Source organism: Candidatus Tokpelaia sp., from assembly GCF_008636115.1.
GTDB lineage: Bacteria > Pseudomonadota > Alphaproteobacteria > Rhizobiales > Rhizobiaceae > QLZD01.
Genome location: NZ_QLZD01000031.1, coordinates 1 through 15,557, shown reverse-complemented (window position 1 = coordinate 15,557; position 15,557 = coordinate 1). Strand labels below are relative to the sequence as shown.

Here is a 15,557-nt window from a genome sequence, read left to right as displayed (position 1 = left end):
TGATAGAAGCTTTTTACGGCTTTGTCATGGCAACAAAAATCTGCGCTCCGACAGAAGCTAATAATAAAAATTTACGGGCGTCAAGTGGCAAAAGCAGCCCTGCCCATAAATCAAACCCGCCAGGCCTTAGGCAGCAGCTCAAATTCCTGCCAGTTTTTCCAGATCCTTGCGCAGTTTTTGCCGCCAGTTGCGCCCGCGTGATTTAAAATAAGCAATAGCCGCCGGCGCCAGGCGTATGGTCAGCACTTCTTTGGGGTTTTCTATTTTTGGCCGCCCGCGCATTTTTTCTTCTCTGCCTTGCTGGAGTGCCTCAAAAAAATCAGGCGGCAAAACTGCCCCGGCCGGGCGCATAAGAGCGAATTCTTTATCAGTAATGGGGGGGGAATCGACAGCGTCCCAATCCTCTTTTGTGTAGCCGTGCCCGGGGGTAAATAATTTCGGTGAATTTTGCTTCATAGGTATTTTTTCCTTTCTGCCTTGCCGGCAGGGCGAAAGCCGATAATGGAAACTGCTTCCTTACCCATATTTGCATAAATAACCACCGCCCCTTTGCCGCGGAAGCTCCCTATCGCCTTGAACCGGTTATTATAGGTCGGCGCGATAAGAGCATTTTCCCAGCCGAAATCCCAAATATCAGCAAAATCCAGCCCGTGTTTAGCCTTATTGGCAAGGCGCTTTGGCTCGTCCCAGACAATTCGCATAATATTCCCCCGCTCTCTATTTTATGTATACGAAAAATAAGGAATATGTCAATAAATATTTTTTATCACAGCGCCGGATTTGCCGGTAACCGTCCTGGATTGGTCGGCCGGTTACCAGCCCCAAAACATGAAATACCAGGCGGTAATAATCGGCAGCAGGCAGAGGCTGTAAAGAGCAAAACAGCCGAGAAAGCGGGTGCGGCCGAGCGTATAGCGCCCCAGCAGGCGGCCGCCCAGATAAAAGCTCCATAAAGCGCCGCCGCTCAAAAGGAACAGGCGCGCTGCCGCTATCCACGAAAAATGCACGCCGCTATAACCGAGAATTTTGATCGTCGTGGCCGACAGCCCCAAAAACAGCCCGGCTGCGGCAATGGGCAGCAGCGCCTGTGCCAGATGCAGTTTCAAAACCCGGCCTTGGCCGCTAACAGTGCCGGCAAGGCTGAGCAGGGCCGAGCAAAACCCGCCAAAAATAAGCCCGCTGGCCAGAATATAAACAATAATACAGGCGCCATAGGCCCAGGAAAAACTGTCGCCATGATCAGGATAATTGGTCAGGATAAACCAGGGCGCATTTGCCTCAAGCGGAAAATAGAGATTATGATTGACCAGCCAGCCGGCCACGGTCTGATAAAAGCGAACAAAAGCCGGGTTGGCTGTCCAGGTAAAGGCGCCAATAGCCACGCCGATCATGCCGTAAAGCAATAGCCGCAGCTCCCACGGGCTGTTTTTTTGCGCGCCATAGAGCAATACTTCTTCATTGGGGGAGCGCGGCTGTAGCGCAACCGCATTGCGGAACCCGGCGCAACGGCCGCACATATGGCAGGCGGAAACGCCATGCAGACGGCGAATATTGATCATTGGCGGGCAATGCGGATTAGCCGGCGGCGGGCCGCTATAGGCATTCCATGCCTGTTGATCGGCCTTGAAGCTGATGGGAGCAAGGCGTGACAACAGGTTGAACACGCCGTTAACCGGGCAGAGATAACGGCACCAGACACGCGTGCCGCGGCCGAAAAACAGGCCGACCAGCATAGCGCCAAGCGTGGAGCCGCCCAAAATGAGCAAGGCCGCCTGAGCGTAATCGTAAACACTGATAAGCTGGCCGTAAACTGTGGTCATAATAAAGGCGGCTGTTGGCCAGCCGCGCCATTTCAACCAGCGGGGAATGGTTTTGTTCATACCGAAGCGGCTTGACCATTCTGCCAGTGCGCCTTCCGGGCAAAAAACGCCGCACCAGGCAAGCCTGCCCACTGCCAGCATGGATAAAATAACAAAAGGCCACCATATGCCCCAAAAGACAAATTGGGCAAACATCACCATATTATGTAGAATAGTTGCCCCTTGCGGCGGCAAATCCAGGCAGGCGGGGATAATCAGCAGGGTAAAATAAACTGCGACCGTGCCCCATTGCAAAGCCTGAATCAGGCTGCGATGCTGTTGCATGGCCAGGCCAAACCGGCGCAGCCTGTTTTTAGCTTTATAAGCAGAAGCGGCAAAAAAAGAAGACATAGCTTACCCCGGCCTGTTGTGCAGGGCATTGCCGCCCCGCTGATGCGGTTGCTCTCTTTACGCAGTTACTCCTATTATTCCCTGAAAATCCGGCGCCGATGGCGGCAATAAGCACCCGCCGCCCGGCTGCTTTGATTACAGGCGCGCTTGCGCCTCAACCGGGCCGGGCTTTGCCTCGCTATCGCTCTGGCGCATAAGAGCCTGTTGCAGTCTGGCATTTTTGCCGGCGCGCCGGCTTAAGCCTAAAGCCGCAGCCCAGTAGATAATAAGGGCCAGCACTTCCATCAGCGAAGGCTGGGCGCGATAGCCGGTGAGCGAAGCCAGCATAGAGGTAAACTGGGCGCTGTCAGGCAACAGGCCTTGAGTGCTCCATAACGGGTCGCCCATAAAGGCAAAAAGCCAGGCCGGCAGATCAAAAGCCGCAAGCTGATCGGCAATTTTGTCACAAGCGCTGACCATCATGGCGCCGCCAATCAGCAGCAGCACAATTTCACTCAAGCGGAAATACCATTTCCACGATACGGCATTGGCCAGCCCGTTGAGAATAAAGAAAGAGAGCAGAGCGAGAATAAAACCGGCAATCCCGCCGGCGATAAACAGACTTAGGGAAGTGCCCTGATATTGCGAGCCGACCCCGGCAAGGAAAATAACCGTCTCAGAGCCCTCCCGCGCCACGGCTATCATGGCAACCAGCATTAGCCCCAGCCCGCCGGAGCGTGCAACTGTCAGCGCCGCTTCCTGTTCCAGATTGCTTTTCAGCGAGCGGCCGTGACCATGTATCCAGACAATCATTTGCATAATCAGCACAGCAGCCAATAGCATCATGCCGGCAAAAAACCACTCACCTCCGGGGCCGGAAAACCAATGCCCGGCGAAAAAGAAGACAAGCGCCAGCCCGCCGGCCAGAGCCAGGCCGAGCGCCGAGCCAAGCCATAAACGGTGAATCTGCCTGTGCAGCCTGTGTTGCTTGAGCCAGGCATAAAGAATGCCGATAACCAGCAGGGCTTCAATGCTTTCACGCCAGACAATAAACAGGGTTGAAAGGGTTGCTTGCATTTGCTCTACCTCAGTTTTTCGGCTCGGTTACCACAATAGCAAAGCCAGACATATCCAGGTGAAATTCATCAATAAAGTGATAATTTCCTGGTTTTAGCGGGTGGATAACCACAAAAGATTCTACCTCCGGCGCCAGCACTTTTTCTACCCGCAGCGCCAGATTCTCAAATTCCGCCGGGCCTTTGCCGGTATTTTTAATAATAATTTTAAAGCGCTGCCCGGGCGGCACTTTAATACTGGCAGGGCTGTAAACACCGTCTGTAATTGTAATAGTGTAAACCGGCAAGGCGGCCAAAGCGTGACCGCCGTATAATAAAAGCAGCACAAAAGCGAGGCAAAAACGACCACTGCCGGGGAAAATTGTGCCAATGCGCATGGCCATGCCTCTTCAAAATATTACGCCGCTATCCACAGGCCGGGTGCCGCCCGGCTTTTATCAATAACCGCCTTTTTTGCCGGTGCCGGCATAGACAAAATCATATTCCGCCACGCATTGCTTAAACCATGGGGCAACGCCGGTTTCTTTATCAATATGGCGGCCAAACATGGATTCTACTGCCGGCGGTGAAACAGTATATTTCAAATGATATTTGCCGGCGCCGGCCATTTTGATATTTTCGCCATAATGCGGGCCGTCATTAGCAACCATTGGGTGAAACATACCCTCAATTTTATCAGCGCTGCCGGCTTTGCTCAGCTCATAATGAACCTGCAAATAAGGCAGCCATGAGCCTTCCTGAAAACCGTTTTTATTATCTTCTGTCGCGTGAATATCGGCTTCCAGATGAATATCCGAATCTTTTACCGGGCGCATCATGCCGGCCGGATCCATTTCAATCGGCTGCAGATAAACAGCGGCAATTTCCATGCCGCCGCAATATTGCGGCTTGCCCACCGGCATTTCGGCGGCAAAACTGCGGCTGCCGGCAAAGGCGGCCGCGCCAAGGGCAATAGCATAAGCAGAATATTTTAACAGCATTGACACACCTCGGTAACATCGAGAGAAAACAAATATGAGTTTTAATATCATGTTTAAAGACAGAGTCAAACCATGAAAATAAAAAAACAGGGCAGCTCAACCGTTTTATCTCTGCCGGCGCAGGGACGCGGCGGCCCAGTGGCACGGCCGCCCCGGCAGCAGGGCTACAGAGAAAGGAGCGGGCGGCGGGAAAAGGCCGAAGCCGCGACTACGGCTATAGCGCGGCGTTTATGGCGGCATTTTGCTGCTCCAAGGCCAGCCGTGTCGATTAGCGGCGCTGCGGGCACTGGAGCTGCCGCTTTGCTGCGGCAGCGCGGGGTAAAGGGGGCTATAGCGGCAGGCGTAAGCCGGCAGACGCGCCGGGATAAGAGCAGGCTTCACCTGAAATAGCGGCAAAGCGGGCGCGGCGGTGGGCGGCCTGCACCTGCGCCGCAGCCAGGGCCGCCGCCATAAAGCTGTGGCGGCGCTCCAGCTCTCCCGCCAGAAACTGGAAACGCAAAGCGTTTCCGGCGCAAGGCTTATTGCTCGGCAGGATAACGGTTTTACCCTGCCTGTCGGCATAGCGGATTGCTTCAATATGAGGGATAAAGAGGTTGTCTCTGATGCAGAAGGAAAAGCTTATCTCTGCCGCTGTCGCAAAAAAACCGCGCCGGCGCGGCCTGGTTTTTCAGCTCTATATCCGTAAATATAATAATATCAGGCGGATTATCCATTTTTACTCTCCTTACCTGAATTAAAAGAGTTGCCTCTCAGTTAAGGAGAGATAAGAGCCACCCCCCTAAAGCACAGGAATAGGAGATTCTATGAGACATGTTCCTATTCCTCTTGCTAGTGGCAATGTATCTGGCCGGGAAGCTGAAATCTATGGCGATAAACGCAATTTTGATAGCCTAACTTGCGAATTTTGCAGATATTTTTTGTTATAAATGTTATTTGACACAAGGTATTGGAAATAGTGGGATTAGGTGTGATTAGGTGGTTTTAAGTGGGATATGCCAGTAATATTGGGGGATTGAAGGGGGTTGTCAATAGGGAAATTGATGAAGGGTGGCGAGCAGATTTTGACACGCGATTTTGCTAGATGAGGGTAATTTGGTGAAAATCGGCCGTATGCTGCGTGAACCTTCAAAAAGGCTTTGGAATCACCCTCACCGCTTTTGAAAAGGCTTTAAAAGCCCAGAAATCCGCCTTTGAAACGACTTTCTGTTTGAAAAGCTAAAAGCTGCCTTGGCACCAAATACTAACGCAAAAAGCAAGTAGAGATTGTCACCAATGGCGACAATCTCTATTTTTTGCCTATGTATCTGTTTTTTAAATGATATTTTCCAGATTTTTATAAAAAAAGATTGTCACCTATCCCGCCTTTAAAATCTTAGCAATTTTAAAGGCGGGTGCGGTCTTAATTGTCATTTGTTTTGAGTTTGATCGCGGAACCGCTGCCGTTTTGCGGATATATGTAAACCGCTTTGCAGCCATGCGGAATGTTTATCTGATAAATACTGTCAATTCGATTGGCATGAATACCACTTCCTTTATTTTCCGATTTTATCCTTCCTTTGCCCGCTATAAAAGCTGCCACCTGCTCTTTATCTTTCCCATTCATTTTTATGCCTCCTCTGTGGAGGCATTAAGAATAATATAGAATCGGCTTATATTTCTCATGCTGCATGAATGAGATGGATAATTTTCTCTTTATCCTCATCTCTATGATGTGAGTCATAAATACGCTTTATAAGCTCTGCCTTATCCTTTGGAATAAGATATTTTCCTGCGGCATCTAACTCATTCTCTATTAATTCCAAAACCTTAGCAAGCCTCTCTAAATCAAGATCGGGCTTTTTTTCTTGAAACATAGAGCCATTGCCCGTGAGAAGCCATGAAGGATTAATACCGCATAGCTCAATATACGCGCTAAGCGTTGAGGCCGCAGGCTCATTTTCTCCGCGTTCATATGCAGCTAACGAATTGGCAGATATACCAATCTTTTTGGCAAAATACTCCCTTTTGGGGTCTCCGTAGTGACGCCTAACTGATCGCAGTCGTTCTGCCAGTTCTGTTTCTGGCTTTTTTTCCGCTCTCGCCATAATTTTCCATAAAAACTAAAATTCCTATTTACATTGTAGGAATTTTGGTTATATTTATGTTTGTAAGCCAATTTAATTGCTTACAAAATTTACCTATTAACGCAAATAAAAAGCGGAAGTTCCCTTCCGCTTGTTGAGGGTGATATGGACTGGCCGGCAATTAAGGCAGAAATCAATCGCCGTGGTGGCACAATCATTGAAATAGCTAAAGACTTAGGTGTCACGGCATCTACCGTTTCACAAGTCAAAAATAAGCATAACAAGCGCGCCGAGGCAGCAATTGCTGCATTTATAGGCAAAACCGCGCTGGAATTATGGCCCGACCGTTATCACAAGAAACCTCGGCAAGTATCTAATGCCTATAGGCGTTTTTTGGCAACAAAAAACTTCGACCAAGAAAAAAACAATGCCGCGATGGTTAATGAAAAGCAAAAAATGGCTGTGTGACGATGGATTGGTTTTCTTTGCCAAAACTCGCGGAATTTGGGCTTAAAGGCCTGCCAGTGCAAAGACAGTCTTTGCACCGTCTGGCGATGCGCGAAAATTGGCAGAGACAGGACAATAAGGCTCGTTTGGTAAAGGGTGCGACTAAGCCGGTTTGGGAATATCACATCAGCCTTCTGCCGGCACAGGCGCAAGCACAATTGCGGGCGATGACCATTAAAGAGGCGGCTGGGGTAAATGCTGGCCGAGAGGCAGAAAACCCGGCGAAGGTGAACACAAAGGCACTTTGGCAGCGGTTTGAAGGGCTTTCAGAGAAGCAGCAAAAGGCCTGTGAAGCGCGTTTGAAAGCGCTGCTCTTGGCAGAAACACTACAAGCGGGTGGGGTAATTGTAGGTGAAGCAATGCGTCATGCAGCGGAACAATCAGGGTGCAGCCTTTCCAGTATCTACAACTGGCGCGGTCTGGTGCAAGGCTATGAACGGCCGGATTGGTTGCCGGCATTGGCGGCCAATTATAGCAGCAATGCGGACGATGATAATGCCGCTGCGGCTGCCTGCCCAGCACCGGCATGGGAAGCGTTAATGTCTGATTATTTACGGCCCTCAAAGCCGGCTTTCAGCGCCTGCTATCGGCGGGTAAAAGCTGCAGCAAAAGAGCATGGCTGGGGTGAGTTGCCATCGGAGCGGTCATTGCGCCGGCGTATGGATAATGAGGTCGGCAAGTCAGTTCTGACTTTAGCTAGAGCAGGTCGGGACATGGCCAAAACGCTTTATCCGCCACAGCGGCGCGATAGAAGCGCACTTCATGCAATGGAAGCGGTCAACATGGACGGCCATAAGCTCGATGTGTTTGTGAAAGTGCCGTGGAAAGAGGAACCGGTGCGGCTGTTTCTGATTGCTACACAAGACCTTTTCAGCGGCAAAATCCTTTCATGGCGCCTCGCCGAGGCGGAAACATGGGAGACAGTGCGGCTGGTTATTGGGGATATGATTGAGCACTATGGCATTCCGGAACGCATTACGCTGGATAATGGCCGGGCATTTGCCAGCAAATGGATAAGCGGCGGGGCAAAAAGCCGGTTCCGGTTCAAAATTAAAGAAGAAGAGCCGCAAGGCTTACTCACCACTTTTGGCATACAGACACAGTGGACAACGCCTTACTCTGGACAGAGCAAACCAATCGAACGCACTTGGCGAGATTTGGCCGAGGCAATAAGCAAACACCCGCTTTGTGCCGGTGCGTATACGGGGGCGAACCCAAATGCAAAGCCAGAAGATTACGGCACTCGGGCTATTCCAATGGTCGAATTAGCCGCCCATGTAGATGCACAAATAGCCGCTTGCAATGCGCAAGAGGGGCGCAAAGCCGCGAATTGTGCCGGCCGGTCATTTGACCAAACCTTTGAAGCCAGTCTGGCCGCTGACAACACAATTATCCGCCATGCGACAGAGTCGCAACGGGCATTATGGCTGCTTGCGGCCGAGAATGTGCGGGCGCGCAAGGGCAGTGGCGAAATCCATTTTAACGGCAATCGCTATTGGGCAGCGGCACTGAATCAGTATGCAGGGCAGAAGGTAACGTTGCGCTTTGATCCAGATACCTTGCACTCTCCGGTGCGCGTGTATGATCTTGAAAACCGCCTGATATGCGTGGCTGATTGCATAGAAGATGCGGGTTTTTACGATATGGACGCCGCCCGCCGTCATAACAGTGCAAGAAAGGCATATCTCAAGGCGCAGACCGCGCAAAAGCAGGCTGTTGCCACGCTTGCACCTGATAAGCTGGCTGAAATTTATGCCCGGGCTGAACAGGCACAAGCGAAAGAGGAAAAAAGGCCGGTGCGCGGCAAAATCACCCGCCTTGCCACACCGGCAAGGCAGGCCGCGGCAAAGCCTGCACCAGCGCCGGCGGCACCTGCCGGCAGCGCGGAAATGAGCAATGCAGACTTTGAAGACGCCTTTATCCGGGCAACGCAAGCTTTGAAAGTCGGTTAGCCGCCCCATTATCCGGCGGCAGAAAAGGTAAAGCGTCTGCTGCTTGATAATGGGGGCAAAGAAAATGCCCCGCCGGGAGAAGAAAATACCGGCAGGGCACCACGAGAAGAGAGGATATTAACATGAAAACGGACAAAAACACAAGCCCCGATACATGGCCAAGGCCGAATACGCGCCCGGCAATGGAAGTGGACGGCCGCACAACTGCCGATGTGGTTGAGTGGGGGCATTTAACAGACAAAGTGGCAGAAGTGGCACAGGCAAAAGGCTGGTCGCGGGCCGAAACAGCGCGCCGGTTGGACATGCCGGGGAGCACATTTAGTCAGTGGTATAATGGCAATTACAGTGGTCGCCTTGATGCCATGAATGCCAAAGTCAGTAACTGGCTGGCCGGTGTAGAGGAAATGGCCGAACTGGCTACTACAATCCCGCAAAAACCGCCATTCCAGCGGCTGAAAATGACGGAAGAGATTATCGGCACGCTCACTCTGGCCCAAGCAATGGGCGATATGGTGATCGTCACCATCGCTGCCGGAAACGGCAAGACAGAGGCTGCCCGTCATTACCGGGCAACGCGCGGCAATGTTTACTTGATTACTGCCAGCCCTCAAACTCGGGGCGTTTATGGCACTCTGCTTGATCTGGCCCAGGAATTAGGGCTGCAAGAAAGCAACCCCGCCCGGCTGCCGCGTGCAGTCGGTGCCTTACTGGAGCGGATAGGCAATGGCCTGATTGTTGTCGATGAGGCGCAAAACCTGATCGATGAAGCAGTCAATCAACTGCGCCATTTCTGCGATAATTATAATTGCGGCCTCGCTCTGCTGGGGAACGAAGAAGTCTATTACCGCTTTAAGCGCGGCGTTGGCAAAAGTGGCGCCCAGATAAAAAGCCGGGTGGCAAAGCGGCTTAACCGAAAACAGCCGCATTTGGCTGATTTGCGCGCCCGCATTGCGGCTTGGGGCGTGCATGATGCCCCAGCTATCAAATTTTTGGAAGGCGTGGGGCTGAAAGCAGGGGCAATCCGACAAATTGATAAAACATTGATGCTTGCCGGAATGGCTGCGGCCGGTGCCGGGGCGGTTTTGGATTTAGCCCACATTAAAGCGGCATGGGACAATCGCGATATTGACGGGCTGGCTTTTTAAAGGTGTTTGAAAATGGAAAAAACGATGAAATTGCAAGACGAAATACCGCTTTGGCAAGTGCTTGTCTGGGTCTCAAACGCCCTTTTCTATCAAAGCAAAAATAATGGCCTAATGTCAGATAGCGAAATGCTGTATCTCGCCGGAGTGTTAGACGCAATGTCCAAAAGGGCGCGCGTCATGGACAAGGATCTTCTGCAGCTACAGCAAGGGCTTATGGAGCTGAAAAGTGAAATATCCGCCGCTGCCAATACCGCTTTTACCCGTGATCTGCTGCATACGGCCGATCAGGTAAGCAAAGCAGATAATGTGGTGCAGTTGCCGATTGTGCCCCGTCCATTCCCGCCTCATGCTTGGCAGAATAAGGGTGATAGCAAATGAAAATAGTATCGAGTGTCGATGAATATGTTTTGGTTGAAGGAATAGCTGGGGACAGGCTGGAGTGGCGGTTTTTTAACTGTCTTACAGGTCAGGAATGGGCAGGCACTATTGCCGGCCGTGATTGTTCCGAGGCCTTTTTCGCCGCCATGAAAGCCCGCGGCCTGCCTTCCAATCAGAATGTGCTGACCACTAGCCCGATCCCGCGCATCAACGTGTATCTGCCCGCCAATTATTGTTTTGATCGCCGCCTGCCGAAGTCTGGCCGCGCGCAACCGCAAGAGGTGCAAAATGCCTCTGTATAATATTGTCGACTGGCAGATAAATCACCTTGGCCGCAAAACAAGCCGAACCTGCACGAGCAGAGAGGCCGCTAATGCCAAAGAGGCGATGATGTCATTTCTGGGAAGGTTTGGAGAAAAAGCCTGCATTATCTGCGATGACGATGCCGAGACGGCAACTGTTTATAATAGCCCGGCCAGCACAAAATCTGGTTGGACAGCAAGGAAAGCGTAATGAAATGGCTAAAAAAAGCAAAGCAATGGCAATGGTAAATGTGCCGCAATCTCGTGATGAAGTAGTAGAAACCATTGCCAAAATCGGATCACTCCAGCTCTTGATTGAGGGGCATAAAGGCCGCGCCAATGAGGCAATCCGCGAAATCGGTAAAGGGTTGGAAGAAAATATCACCCCTGTTTTGACAGAACTTAACGCATTGGAAGCCGGCGTGCAGGCCTGGTGTGAAGCACATCGCGCCGAGCTGACCAATAATGGCAAGGTCAAATATCACAATTTCACGACAGGAAAAGTCAACTGGCGGCAGCGCCCGCCCGGCGTGTCACTGCGCAAGGTTGAGGCCGTGCTTGCCTCATGTAAGGCGCTTGGTCTGTCGCAATTTATCCGGGTGAAAGAGGAAATCAACAAAGACGCCATGCTGGCAGAGCAGGAAAAAGCCGCCCAGATTGCCGGCGTAACCATCAAAAGCGCTGGTGAGGATTTTGTCATTGAGCCGACAGAGTTAGAAACAGCCGCCGTTTAGTTTAAGAAAGCTATAGCAAAAGGAGAACGGAAATGCGGTCTTACAGAGTGTTCGGGTGAATTTAACCGAGCTGGCAAAACTGGTGATGGAAGGTTGATGATGGAAAAGCAGGTTCTTGATCCGGCATGCGGCTTTCGTGGCTTTTACTTCAACAAAAGCGATCCGCGCGTCCTGTTTGGCGATATTAGACGGGAAAAACAAACGCTGTGTGACGGCCGTGAGCTGCGCATTGAGCCAGATCTGCAAATAGATTTCCGCCGGTTGCCTTTTGCCGATAACAGCTTTTCGGCGATTGTTTTTGATCCGCCGCATTTGCTGCGGGCCGGTGCCAATAGCTGGCTGGCAAAAAAATATGGGCGGCTGGAGAAAGACAGTTGGCAAGAGGATTTGCGCGCTGGATTTTCCGAATGCTTCCGTGTTTTGCGGCCCAGCGGCTGCCTGGTATTCAAATGGTCGGAAAAAGACATAAAGCTGGCCGAAGTGCTGGCGCTAACGCCGGAAAGACCGGTTATCGGCCACCGCGGCAAGATTAAGTATCCGTTTCATTGGTGTTTATTTGTAAAGGGGCACGGCGATGTCAGAAGTTAAAGAAAGCAGTTATTGGGTAAATGAAAATGACGACATGCGCGGCGTGTTGCACATAGCGGAAATGGAAGGCGAAGCCATTGAAAGTGGCGGTCAGGTAATCGTTTATCACGATGGAAAAAAGGTGTTTTGTTCATCAGTACCGGATTTCGTAAAAAAACATCGCAAAGCCTTCTTGGGTGGAGATGAGGGCTGATATGGGCCGGAAAAAAGCACCCACACAGGCTAAAGCGGTTGCGCTTTTTGAAAAAGGCATATTTTGCGCCGGCATTATCCCGCCGCGCGGCCGAAAGCCGGAATGGATAACACCTTTGTGCGAAGCCGGCTGCTCTGTCTGGGCGGTGGTCAATGAATTGCGTATTTGCGCGAACAGCAAAAAGGGCTGGCAACATAAAGCTCTGGCTGCTTTGGACACTGGCGATATGGCCGAGGCCGAAAGATGCGCGCAAAAGGCGCGTATTATCAATGAACAAGAGTTATTCACCTCTTGCGAAATGATCTGGCAATCGCCGGAGCTTTTGCGGCAATTTGAAACCGATCTTAGCGATTTGTTCAAAAAGTTCGACATGCCGTTTTTTGATCTCACCAAAGAGCAAAAACAGGAGCGGCGGATTAAGCGCAAACTCCTGCTACACCGCTTGATAGCCGCCACAAGCGGGCCGCGCATGTTTCGCCGTTTGCGCAATGCTGTCTTGGCTGACGATCCCCTTTTGGCACCTCTCTTGTCTGGCAAGCCTATTATTTTGGACTTTTTTGCTGGTAGTGGCACAACTGCGCAGGCTGTCATGGAGCTTAATGCCGAAGACGGAGGAGATCGGGCGTGGATTTTATGCCAATCGCCCGATCCTCTGCCGGAAAACAGCGAGGGGCGGAAAGCCGGATATGAAACTGTTGCCGATATTGCTGTCGAACGCATTAAACGGGCGGGAGAAAAAATCATAACCGGCAAATATCGGAACGGCAAACCGGTGAAGGGGTGGAAGCCGCCCGTTGCCGGTTTTAGCCCGGGTTTCCAGAGATTTGAGGTGAAGAAATGCGCGAAAATTTGACAGCCGCCGGCCGGTGGCGGCATAAAAAACGGGATAGTGAGTATCGGATAGTCTGCCTGGCCACTATGCAGACAGCGGATAATGCCCTCGATGAGGCAGAGGTAGTCGTTTATGTAGATGCCGAAAAGCGCGTTTGGGTGCGTCCACTCGCAGAATTTTTAGACGGCCGTTTTGATTTTATTCCAGACCATTTGCCCGCCACCGGCAATATGGTTGCAGTGCCTAAAAAGACGCCGCGGGCGGCACTGGAGCAAGTGCTGTCGCCGCAAAAAGCCGCTGATTTAATCGAGCACCGGCAGCGCTTGCGCAAGCCGTTAACATTACGTGCGGCCGAGCTGCTGGCCGGCAAAATTGCCGAGGCCGCTGCTGTTTGCGGCATGACGGCCGATGATGTCGCTGATCAGATGATTGTTAATGGTTGGCAAGGCATTGAGGCACAGTGGCTGCAAAACCGGCATGTCGGCAATAGCCGCGCCGCTTTGCCGCAACGGCAAACGCCGAACGCTGCCGGTGCAAGATTGATAGAGAGAATCCGGCAAAATGGACAACAAGATAGAGACGATTATCCAGATGATCAGCTCGCTCATGAACGCATTCGGGGCAGTGAGCGGTGACTTGGAAGATCGCATCGCTTCATACACAGAAGCAGTCGGGAAATTGCCAGTGGAAGCAGTTCTTTTGGCGTGCGGCAATTTTAAAAGCGGCAAAGTAAAGGGGCAAAGTCTGCGTTATTTGCCAACCTGCCCAGAATTTACAAAAGAAGCAGAGCGTTGCGCATGGGAATTATCAAGGGCAGCTATGCCGCCCGCTCGGCGGATTGAGCTAAAGCCGGCAAAACCGCCATCACCACCACTGACGAAAGAAAAGTTGGAGGTTTTGCTCGATGGCATAGACGATGAGGAATTGCAACGCGCCATGCGCCGCTTGTTCAGGCATGTAGAAAAAAGAGGCTGATAAGGGAGAAATAAAATGACGCAAAAAACAGTTTTTAAAATCGTGATAGCAGCGGTAGCGTTCGCTTCATTCTGGCTCTCTGCCTTTTTTGTCGCCGGCACCGGATCAGATGGCTTGCGCTCATTTTTCGGCTTTCTATCGCTGTTTTTTCTTTTGGGCAGCTTTGTCCAGATTTGCAATATTTTCTGTGGCTGGGGAGACAGATAATGGCCTTTTTCGGCGGATTTTTGATTTTTTATGCCGTCATAGATTACGGCAACACGCCTCTTACCAGCGGTTTTGGGGCAAGCCTTTTTTACTCGATCATAGCGTTGATTGGTGTGTGGCTCATCTATTACGCAAAAGAGGAATAAGACGATGCAAGCTCTTGCAAAGATCCATATTGGCAAAAAAGCACTCGGTCTTGATGATGACACCTACCGAGCCATGCTGCACCGGCTGACTGGGCATGAGAGTGCAAAGGCATTAACCGCCGCACAAATGGTGCGGGTGCTGGAAGAAATGAAGCGCAACGGCGCTTTTGCGAAGCCTTTGAAGGGCACGAGAAGGCCGCTTGAAGGGCAATATGCAAAGAAGCTGCAAGCACTTTGGATAGCCGGTTGGAACCTTGGCGTTATAAAAAACAAAGATGACAAGGCGCTAATTGCGTTTGTCTCACGACAGACAGGCCTCTCACATACCCGTTTCTTGCGTTATGCCGATGATGCCCGCCGCGCCATTGAGGCACTCAAGGGCTGGATAGCCCGCGAAGCCGGCATTAGCTGGGGTGATGGTGCCAAAACGGCCGAGGATTTCGCCTTGCGTATCCTCTTCCGGCAATGGAATATATTGCGGGCGGCGGGGGTAAAAAGCGTAAAAACCGGCAATCTTATATTGCTTATCAGCGACAATTTTGCCGACCAAATCCGCTTTGCCGGCCGCGCGCCCATGCGTGAGCAATGGCATCGGCTCATGAACAACCTCGGCCAAGCTGTTCGGGGGGTTAAAAATGGCACAACATAAATATGCGCATATGCCGGAAATATTACAAGAAATAGCCAATATTGCCGGGATAGAAGCGACAGAGGCGATTATGCGCTCTTTCGGTGGGCGCAATATTTATATACCCGGCCACATTGCCCGTGCACAATGGATGGTGGAATTATGCGGCGAAGCGGCGGCGCGCAAGCTCATTGACCATTTTACTTTTGACGGGCGCGGTGCGACTTACCTTATTCCGATGGGTGAACGCGCCACTAAGCAAAAGAAACTGGCAGAATATCTAAAACAGGGCCTGTCCCCGCCGGCCGCGGCAAAGCGCGCCGGTGTCCATATGCGCACTGCCTATCGGGCGCGCAAAAATATAAAAGACGACAGGCAATTGGATGTGGAGGATTTTCTCGTTGCAAAATAGCCCCGCTCCGGCGGGGTTATTTGTTTTTGGTTGACAGTGTCAGGCTGATTAAAAACGGTGTGTGAGGGCAAAATAGAGGCACAGAAGGATTGTGCTCTATGATTACCCAGCCAGCCGAAAAAGTAAATACCGAATTCCTGCAGAAAATTGCCCCGCGCGTGAGCGGCGCGAAAGCGCTGCGGCAACGGCAAATTTTGGCCGAGTTTGCTGCCACCCCCAAGATTTTGGCTATAGCGGCGATTGATACGCC

General features: G+C 51.5%; 25 protein-coding genes. 16 read left to right on the top strand and 9 right to left on the bottom strand.

All coding sequences use genetic code 11. The features are described from left to right. Window positions 1-138: 138 nt before the first annotated feature. From DPQ22_RS05060 to DPQ22_RS05025, 9 genes are all read right to left on the bottom strand, one after another. Window positions 139-456: a BrnA antitoxin family protein gene (locus DPQ22_RS05060; RefSeq protein WP_150213785.1), complete on the bottom strand. Its 318-nt coding sequence runs from the start codon at window positions 454-456 to the stop codon at window positions 139-141. Further along, a complete protein-coding gene (locus tag DPQ22_RS05055) occupies window positions 453-701 on the bottom strand; it encodes a BrnT family toxin (protein ID WP_150213783.1) in 249 nt (82 codons plus the stop codon). The genes DPQ22_RS05060 and DPQ22_RS05055 overlap by 4 nt, the downstream gene beginning before the upstream one ends. A 111-nt stretch (window positions 702-812) precedes the next feature. Further along, window positions 813-2,210 (bottom strand): 4Fe-4S binding protein, encoded by a 1,398-nt coding sequence (locus tag DPQ22_RS05050; protein ID WP_150213781.1) that lies wholly within the window; start codon window positions 2,208-2,210, stop codon window positions 813-815. A gap of 135 nt (window positions 2,211-2,345) precedes the next feature. Next, window positions 2,346-3,266, bottom strand: a complete 921-nt coding sequence (locus DPQ22_RS05045) for an FTR1 family iron permease (RefSeq protein WP_150213779.1) — start codon at window positions 3,264-3,266, stop codon at window positions 2,346-2,348. A gap of 10 nt (window positions 3,267-3,276) precedes the next feature. After that, window positions 3,277-3,648, bottom strand: a complete 372-nt coding sequence (locus DPQ22_RS05040) for a cupredoxin domain-containing protein (RefSeq protein ID WP_246681498.1) — start codon at window positions 3,646-3,648, stop codon at window positions 3,277-3,279. Window positions 3,649-3,702: 54 nt separating this feature from the next. Beyond that, window positions 3,703-4,251 (bottom strand): iron transporter, encoded by a 549-nt coding sequence (locus tag DPQ22_RS05035; protein ID WP_425305152.1) that lies wholly within the window; start codon window positions 4,249-4,251, stop codon window positions 3,703-3,705. Between the two features lie 322 nt (window positions 4,252-4,573). Beyond that, on the bottom strand, window positions 4,574-4,744 hold the full coding sequence (locus DPQ22_RS08885) for a hypothetical protein (RefSeq protein ID WP_190323155.1): 171 nt from the start codon (window positions 4,742-4,744) through the stop codon (window positions 4,574-4,576). A gap of 900 nt (window positions 4,745-5,644) precedes the next feature. Further along, complete coding sequence (locus DPQ22_RS05030; protein ID WP_150213775.1) at window positions 5,645-5,848, bottom strand: hypothetical protein; 204 nt, start codon at window positions 5,846-5,848, stop codon at window positions 5,645-5,647. Window positions 5,849-5,903: 55 nt separating this feature from the next. Further along, on the bottom strand, window positions 5,904-6,329 hold the full coding sequence (locus tag DPQ22_RS05025; protein WP_150213773.1) for a helix-turn-helix domain-containing protein: 426 nt from the start codon (window positions 6,327-6,329) through the stop codon (window positions 5,904-5,906). A 144-nt stretch (window positions 6,330-6,473) separates the two neighbouring features. Between DPQ22_RS05025 and DPQ22_RS05020 the strand changes: the two genes are divergently transcribed. The 16 genes from DPQ22_RS05020 (at window position 6,474) to DPQ22_RS04950 (ending at window position 15,307) form a co-directional block, all read left to right on the top strand. Further along, window positions 6,474-6,776, top strand: a complete 303-nt coding sequence (locus DPQ22_RS05020; RefSeq protein ID WP_150213771.1) for a helix-turn-helix domain-containing protein — start codon at window positions 6,474-6,476, stop codon at window positions 6,774-6,776. A 2-nt stretch (window positions 6,777-6,778) separates the two neighbouring features. After that, the gene (locus DPQ22_RS05015) at window positions 6,779-8,767 is read left to right on the top strand and encodes a transposase domain-containing protein (protein ID WP_150213769.1); all 1,989 of its coding nucleotides are present in this window, start codon (window positions 6,779-6,781) and stop codon (window positions 8,765-8,767) included. Between the two features lie 122 nt (window positions 8,768-8,889). Next, complete coding sequence (locus DPQ22_RS05010; RefSeq protein WP_150213767.1) at window positions 8,890-9,912, top strand: AAA family ATPase; 1,023 nt, start codon at window positions 8,890-8,892, stop codon at window positions 9,910-9,912. A gap of 12 nt (window positions 9,913-9,924) precedes the next feature. Beyond that, window positions 9,925-10,290 (top strand): hypothetical protein, encoded by a 366-nt coding sequence (locus tag DPQ22_RS05005; protein WP_150213765.1) that lies wholly within the window; start codon window positions 9,925-9,927, stop codon window positions 10,288-10,290. Beyond that, window positions 10,287-10,592 carry a hypothetical protein gene (locus tag DPQ22_RS05000; RefSeq protein ID WP_150213763.1) on the top strand — a complete coding sequence of 102 codons (306 nt, stop codon included), beginning with the start codon at window positions 10,287-10,289 and terminating at the stop codon, window positions 10,590-10,592. The genes DPQ22_RS05005 and DPQ22_RS05000 overlap by 4 nt, the downstream gene beginning before the upstream one ends. After that, complete coding sequence (locus tag DPQ22_RS04995; RefSeq protein ID WP_150213761.1) at window positions 10,579-10,803, top strand: hypothetical protein; 225 nt, start codon at window positions 10,579-10,581, stop codon at window positions 10,801-10,803. The genes DPQ22_RS05000 and DPQ22_RS04995 overlap by 14 nt, the downstream gene beginning before the upstream one ends. 4 nt (window positions 10,804-10,807) lie before the next feature. Beyond that, window positions 10,808-11,326 (top strand): host-nuclease inhibitor Gam family protein, encoded by a 519-nt coding sequence (locus DPQ22_RS04990; protein WP_150213758.1) that lies wholly within the window; start codon window positions 10,808-10,810, stop codon window positions 11,324-11,326. Between the two features lie 96 nt (window positions 11,327-11,422). Then, entirely contained in the window at window positions 11,423-11,914 is a 492-nt protein-coding gene (locus DPQ22_RS04985) for a class I SAM-dependent methyltransferase (protein WP_246681497.1), read from the top strand. After that, on the top strand, window positions 11,901-12,107 hold the full coding sequence (locus tag DPQ22_RS04980) for a hypothetical protein (RefSeq protein ID WP_150213756.1): 207 nt from the start codon (window positions 11,901-11,903) through the stop codon (window positions 12,105-12,107). Before DPQ22_RS04985 ends, DPQ22_RS04980 begins: the two co-directional genes overlap by 14 nt. 1 nt (window position 12,108) lies before the next feature. Further along, window positions 12,109-12,960, top strand: a complete 852-nt coding sequence (locus DPQ22_RS04975; RefSeq protein WP_210244020.1) for a DNA methyltransferase — start codon at window positions 12,109-12,111, stop codon at window positions 12,958-12,960. Further along, window positions 12,945-13,574 carry a DUF1653 domain-containing protein gene (locus DPQ22_RS09040; RefSeq protein WP_210244019.1) on the top strand — a complete coding sequence of 210 codons (630 nt, stop codon included), beginning with the start codon at window positions 12,945-12,947 and terminating at the stop codon, window positions 13,572-13,574. Before DPQ22_RS04975 ends, DPQ22_RS09040 begins: the two co-directional genes overlap by 16 nt. Further along, the gene (locus DPQ22_RS04965; protein WP_150213751.1) at window positions 13,501-13,914 is read left to right on the top strand and encodes a hypothetical protein; all 414 of its coding nucleotides are present in this window, start codon (window positions 13,501-13,503) and stop codon (window positions 13,912-13,914) included. The genes DPQ22_RS09040 and DPQ22_RS04965 overlap by 74 nt, the downstream gene beginning before the upstream one ends. 15 nt (window positions 13,915-13,929) lie before the next feature. Beyond that, window positions 13,930-14,121: a hypothetical protein gene (locus DPQ22_RS04960; protein WP_150213749.1), complete on the top strand. Its 192-nt coding sequence runs from the start codon at window positions 13,930-13,932 to the stop codon at window positions 14,119-14,121. After that, entirely contained in the window at window positions 14,121-14,267 is a 147-nt protein-coding gene (locus DPQ22_RS08880) for a hypothetical protein (protein ID WP_190323153.1), read from the top strand. The genes DPQ22_RS04960 and DPQ22_RS08880 overlap by 1 nt, the downstream gene beginning before the upstream one ends. 4 nt (window positions 14,268-14,271) lie before the next feature. Further along, on the top strand, window positions 14,272-14,916 hold the full coding sequence (locus tag DPQ22_RS04955) for a regulatory protein GemA (RefSeq protein ID WP_150213747.1): 645 nt from the start codon (window positions 14,272-14,274) through the stop codon (window positions 14,914-14,916). After that, window positions 14,903-15,307 carry a helix-turn-helix domain-containing protein gene (locus tag DPQ22_RS04950; protein WP_150213745.1) on the top strand — a complete coding sequence of 135 codons (405 nt, stop codon included), beginning with the start codon at window positions 14,903-14,905 and terminating at the stop codon, window positions 15,305-15,307. The genes DPQ22_RS04955 and DPQ22_RS04950 overlap by 14 nt, the downstream gene beginning before the upstream one ends. The last annotated feature ends 250 nt before the right edge of the window (window positions 15,308-15,557 follow it).

Bases quoted from the DNA above. Each gene is read 5' to 3' on its own strand.
- DPQ22_RS05060 (WP_150213785.1), bottom strand. From the start codon at position 456: ATGAAGCAAAATTCACCGAAATTATTTACCCCCGGGCACGGCTACACA.
- DPQ22_RS05055 (WP_150213783.1), bottom strand. From the start codon at position 701: ATGCGAATTGTCTGGGACGAGCCAAAGCGCCTTGCCAATAAGGCTAAA.
- DPQ22_RS05050 (WP_150213781.1), bottom strand. From the start codon at position 2,210: ATGTCTTCTTTTTTTGCCGCTTCTGCTTATAAAGCTAAAAACAGGCTG.
- DPQ22_RS05045 (WP_150213779.1), bottom strand. From the start codon at position 3,266: ATGCAAGCAACCCTTTCAACCCTGTTTATTGTCTGGCGTGAAAGCATT.
- DPQ22_RS05040 (WP_246681498.1), bottom strand. From the start codon at position 3,648: ATGGCCATGCGCATTGGCACAATTTTCCCCGGCAGTGGTCGTTTTTGC.
- DPQ22_RS05030 (WP_150213775.1), bottom strand. From the start codon at position 5,848: ATGAATGGGAAAGATAAAGAGCAGGTGGCAGCTTTTATAGCGGGCAAA.
- DPQ22_RS05025 (WP_150213773.1), bottom strand. From the start codon at position 6,329: ATGGCGAGAGCGGAAAAAAAGCCAGAAACAGAACTGGCAGAACGACTG.
- DPQ22_RS05020 (WP_150213771.1), top strand. From the start codon at position 6,474: ATGGACTGGCCGGCAATTAAGGCAGAAATCAATCGCCGTGGTGGCACA.
- DPQ22_RS05015 (WP_150213769.1), top strand. From the start codon at position 6,779: ATGGATTGGTTTTCTTTGCCAAAACTCGCGGAATTTGGGCTTAAAGGC.
- DPQ22_RS05010 (WP_150213767.1), top strand. From the start codon at position 8,890: ATGAAAACGGACAAAAACACAAGCCCCGATACATGGCCAAGGCCGAAT.
- DPQ22_RS05005 (WP_150213765.1), top strand. From the start codon at position 9,925: ATGGAAAAAACGATGAAATTGCAAGACGAAATACCGCTTTGGCAAGTG.
- DPQ22_RS05000 (WP_150213763.1), top strand. From the start codon at position 10,287: ATGAAAATAGTATCGAGTGTCGATGAATATGTTTTGGTTGAAGGAATA.
- DPQ22_RS04995 (WP_150213761.1), top strand. From the start codon at position 10,579: ATGCCTCTGTATAATATTGTCGACTGGCAGATAAATCACCTTGGCCGC.
- DPQ22_RS04990 (WP_150213758.1), top strand. From the start codon at position 10,808: ATGGCTAAAAAAAGCAAAGCAATGGCAATGGTAAATGTGCCGCAATCT.
- DPQ22_RS04985 (WP_246681497.1), top strand. From the start codon at position 11,423: ATGATGGAAAAGCAGGTTCTTGATCCGGCATGCGGCTTTCGTGGCTTT.
- DPQ22_RS04980 (WP_150213756.1), top strand. From the start codon at position 11,901: ATGTCAGAAGTTAAAGAAAGCAGTTATTGGGTAAATGAAAATGACGAC.
- DPQ22_RS04975 (WP_210244020.1), top strand. From the start codon at position 12,109: ATGGGCCGGAAAAAAGCACCCACACAGGCTAAAGCGGTTGCGCTTTTT.
- DPQ22_RS09040 (WP_210244019.1), top strand. From the start codon at position 12,945: ATGCGCGAAAATTTGACAGCCGCCGGCCGGTGGCGGCATAAAAAACGG.
- DPQ22_RS04965 (WP_150213751.1), top strand. From the start codon at position 13,501: ATGGACAACAAGATAGAGACGATTATCCAGATGATCAGCTCGCTCATG.
- DPQ22_RS04960 (WP_150213749.1), top strand. From the start codon at position 13,930: ATGACGCAAAAAACAGTTTTTAAAATCGTGATAGCAGCGGTAGCGTTC.
- DPQ22_RS08880 (WP_190323153.1), top strand. From the start codon at position 14,121: ATGGCCTTTTTCGGCGGATTTTTGATTTTTTATGCCGTCATAGATTAC.
- DPQ22_RS04955 (WP_150213747.1), top strand. From the start codon at position 14,272: ATGCAAGCTCTTGCAAAGATCCATATTGGCAAAAAAGCACTCGGTCTT.
- DPQ22_RS04950 (WP_150213745.1), top strand. From the start codon at position 14,903: ATGGCACAACATAAATATGCGCATATGCCGGAAATATTACAAGAAATA.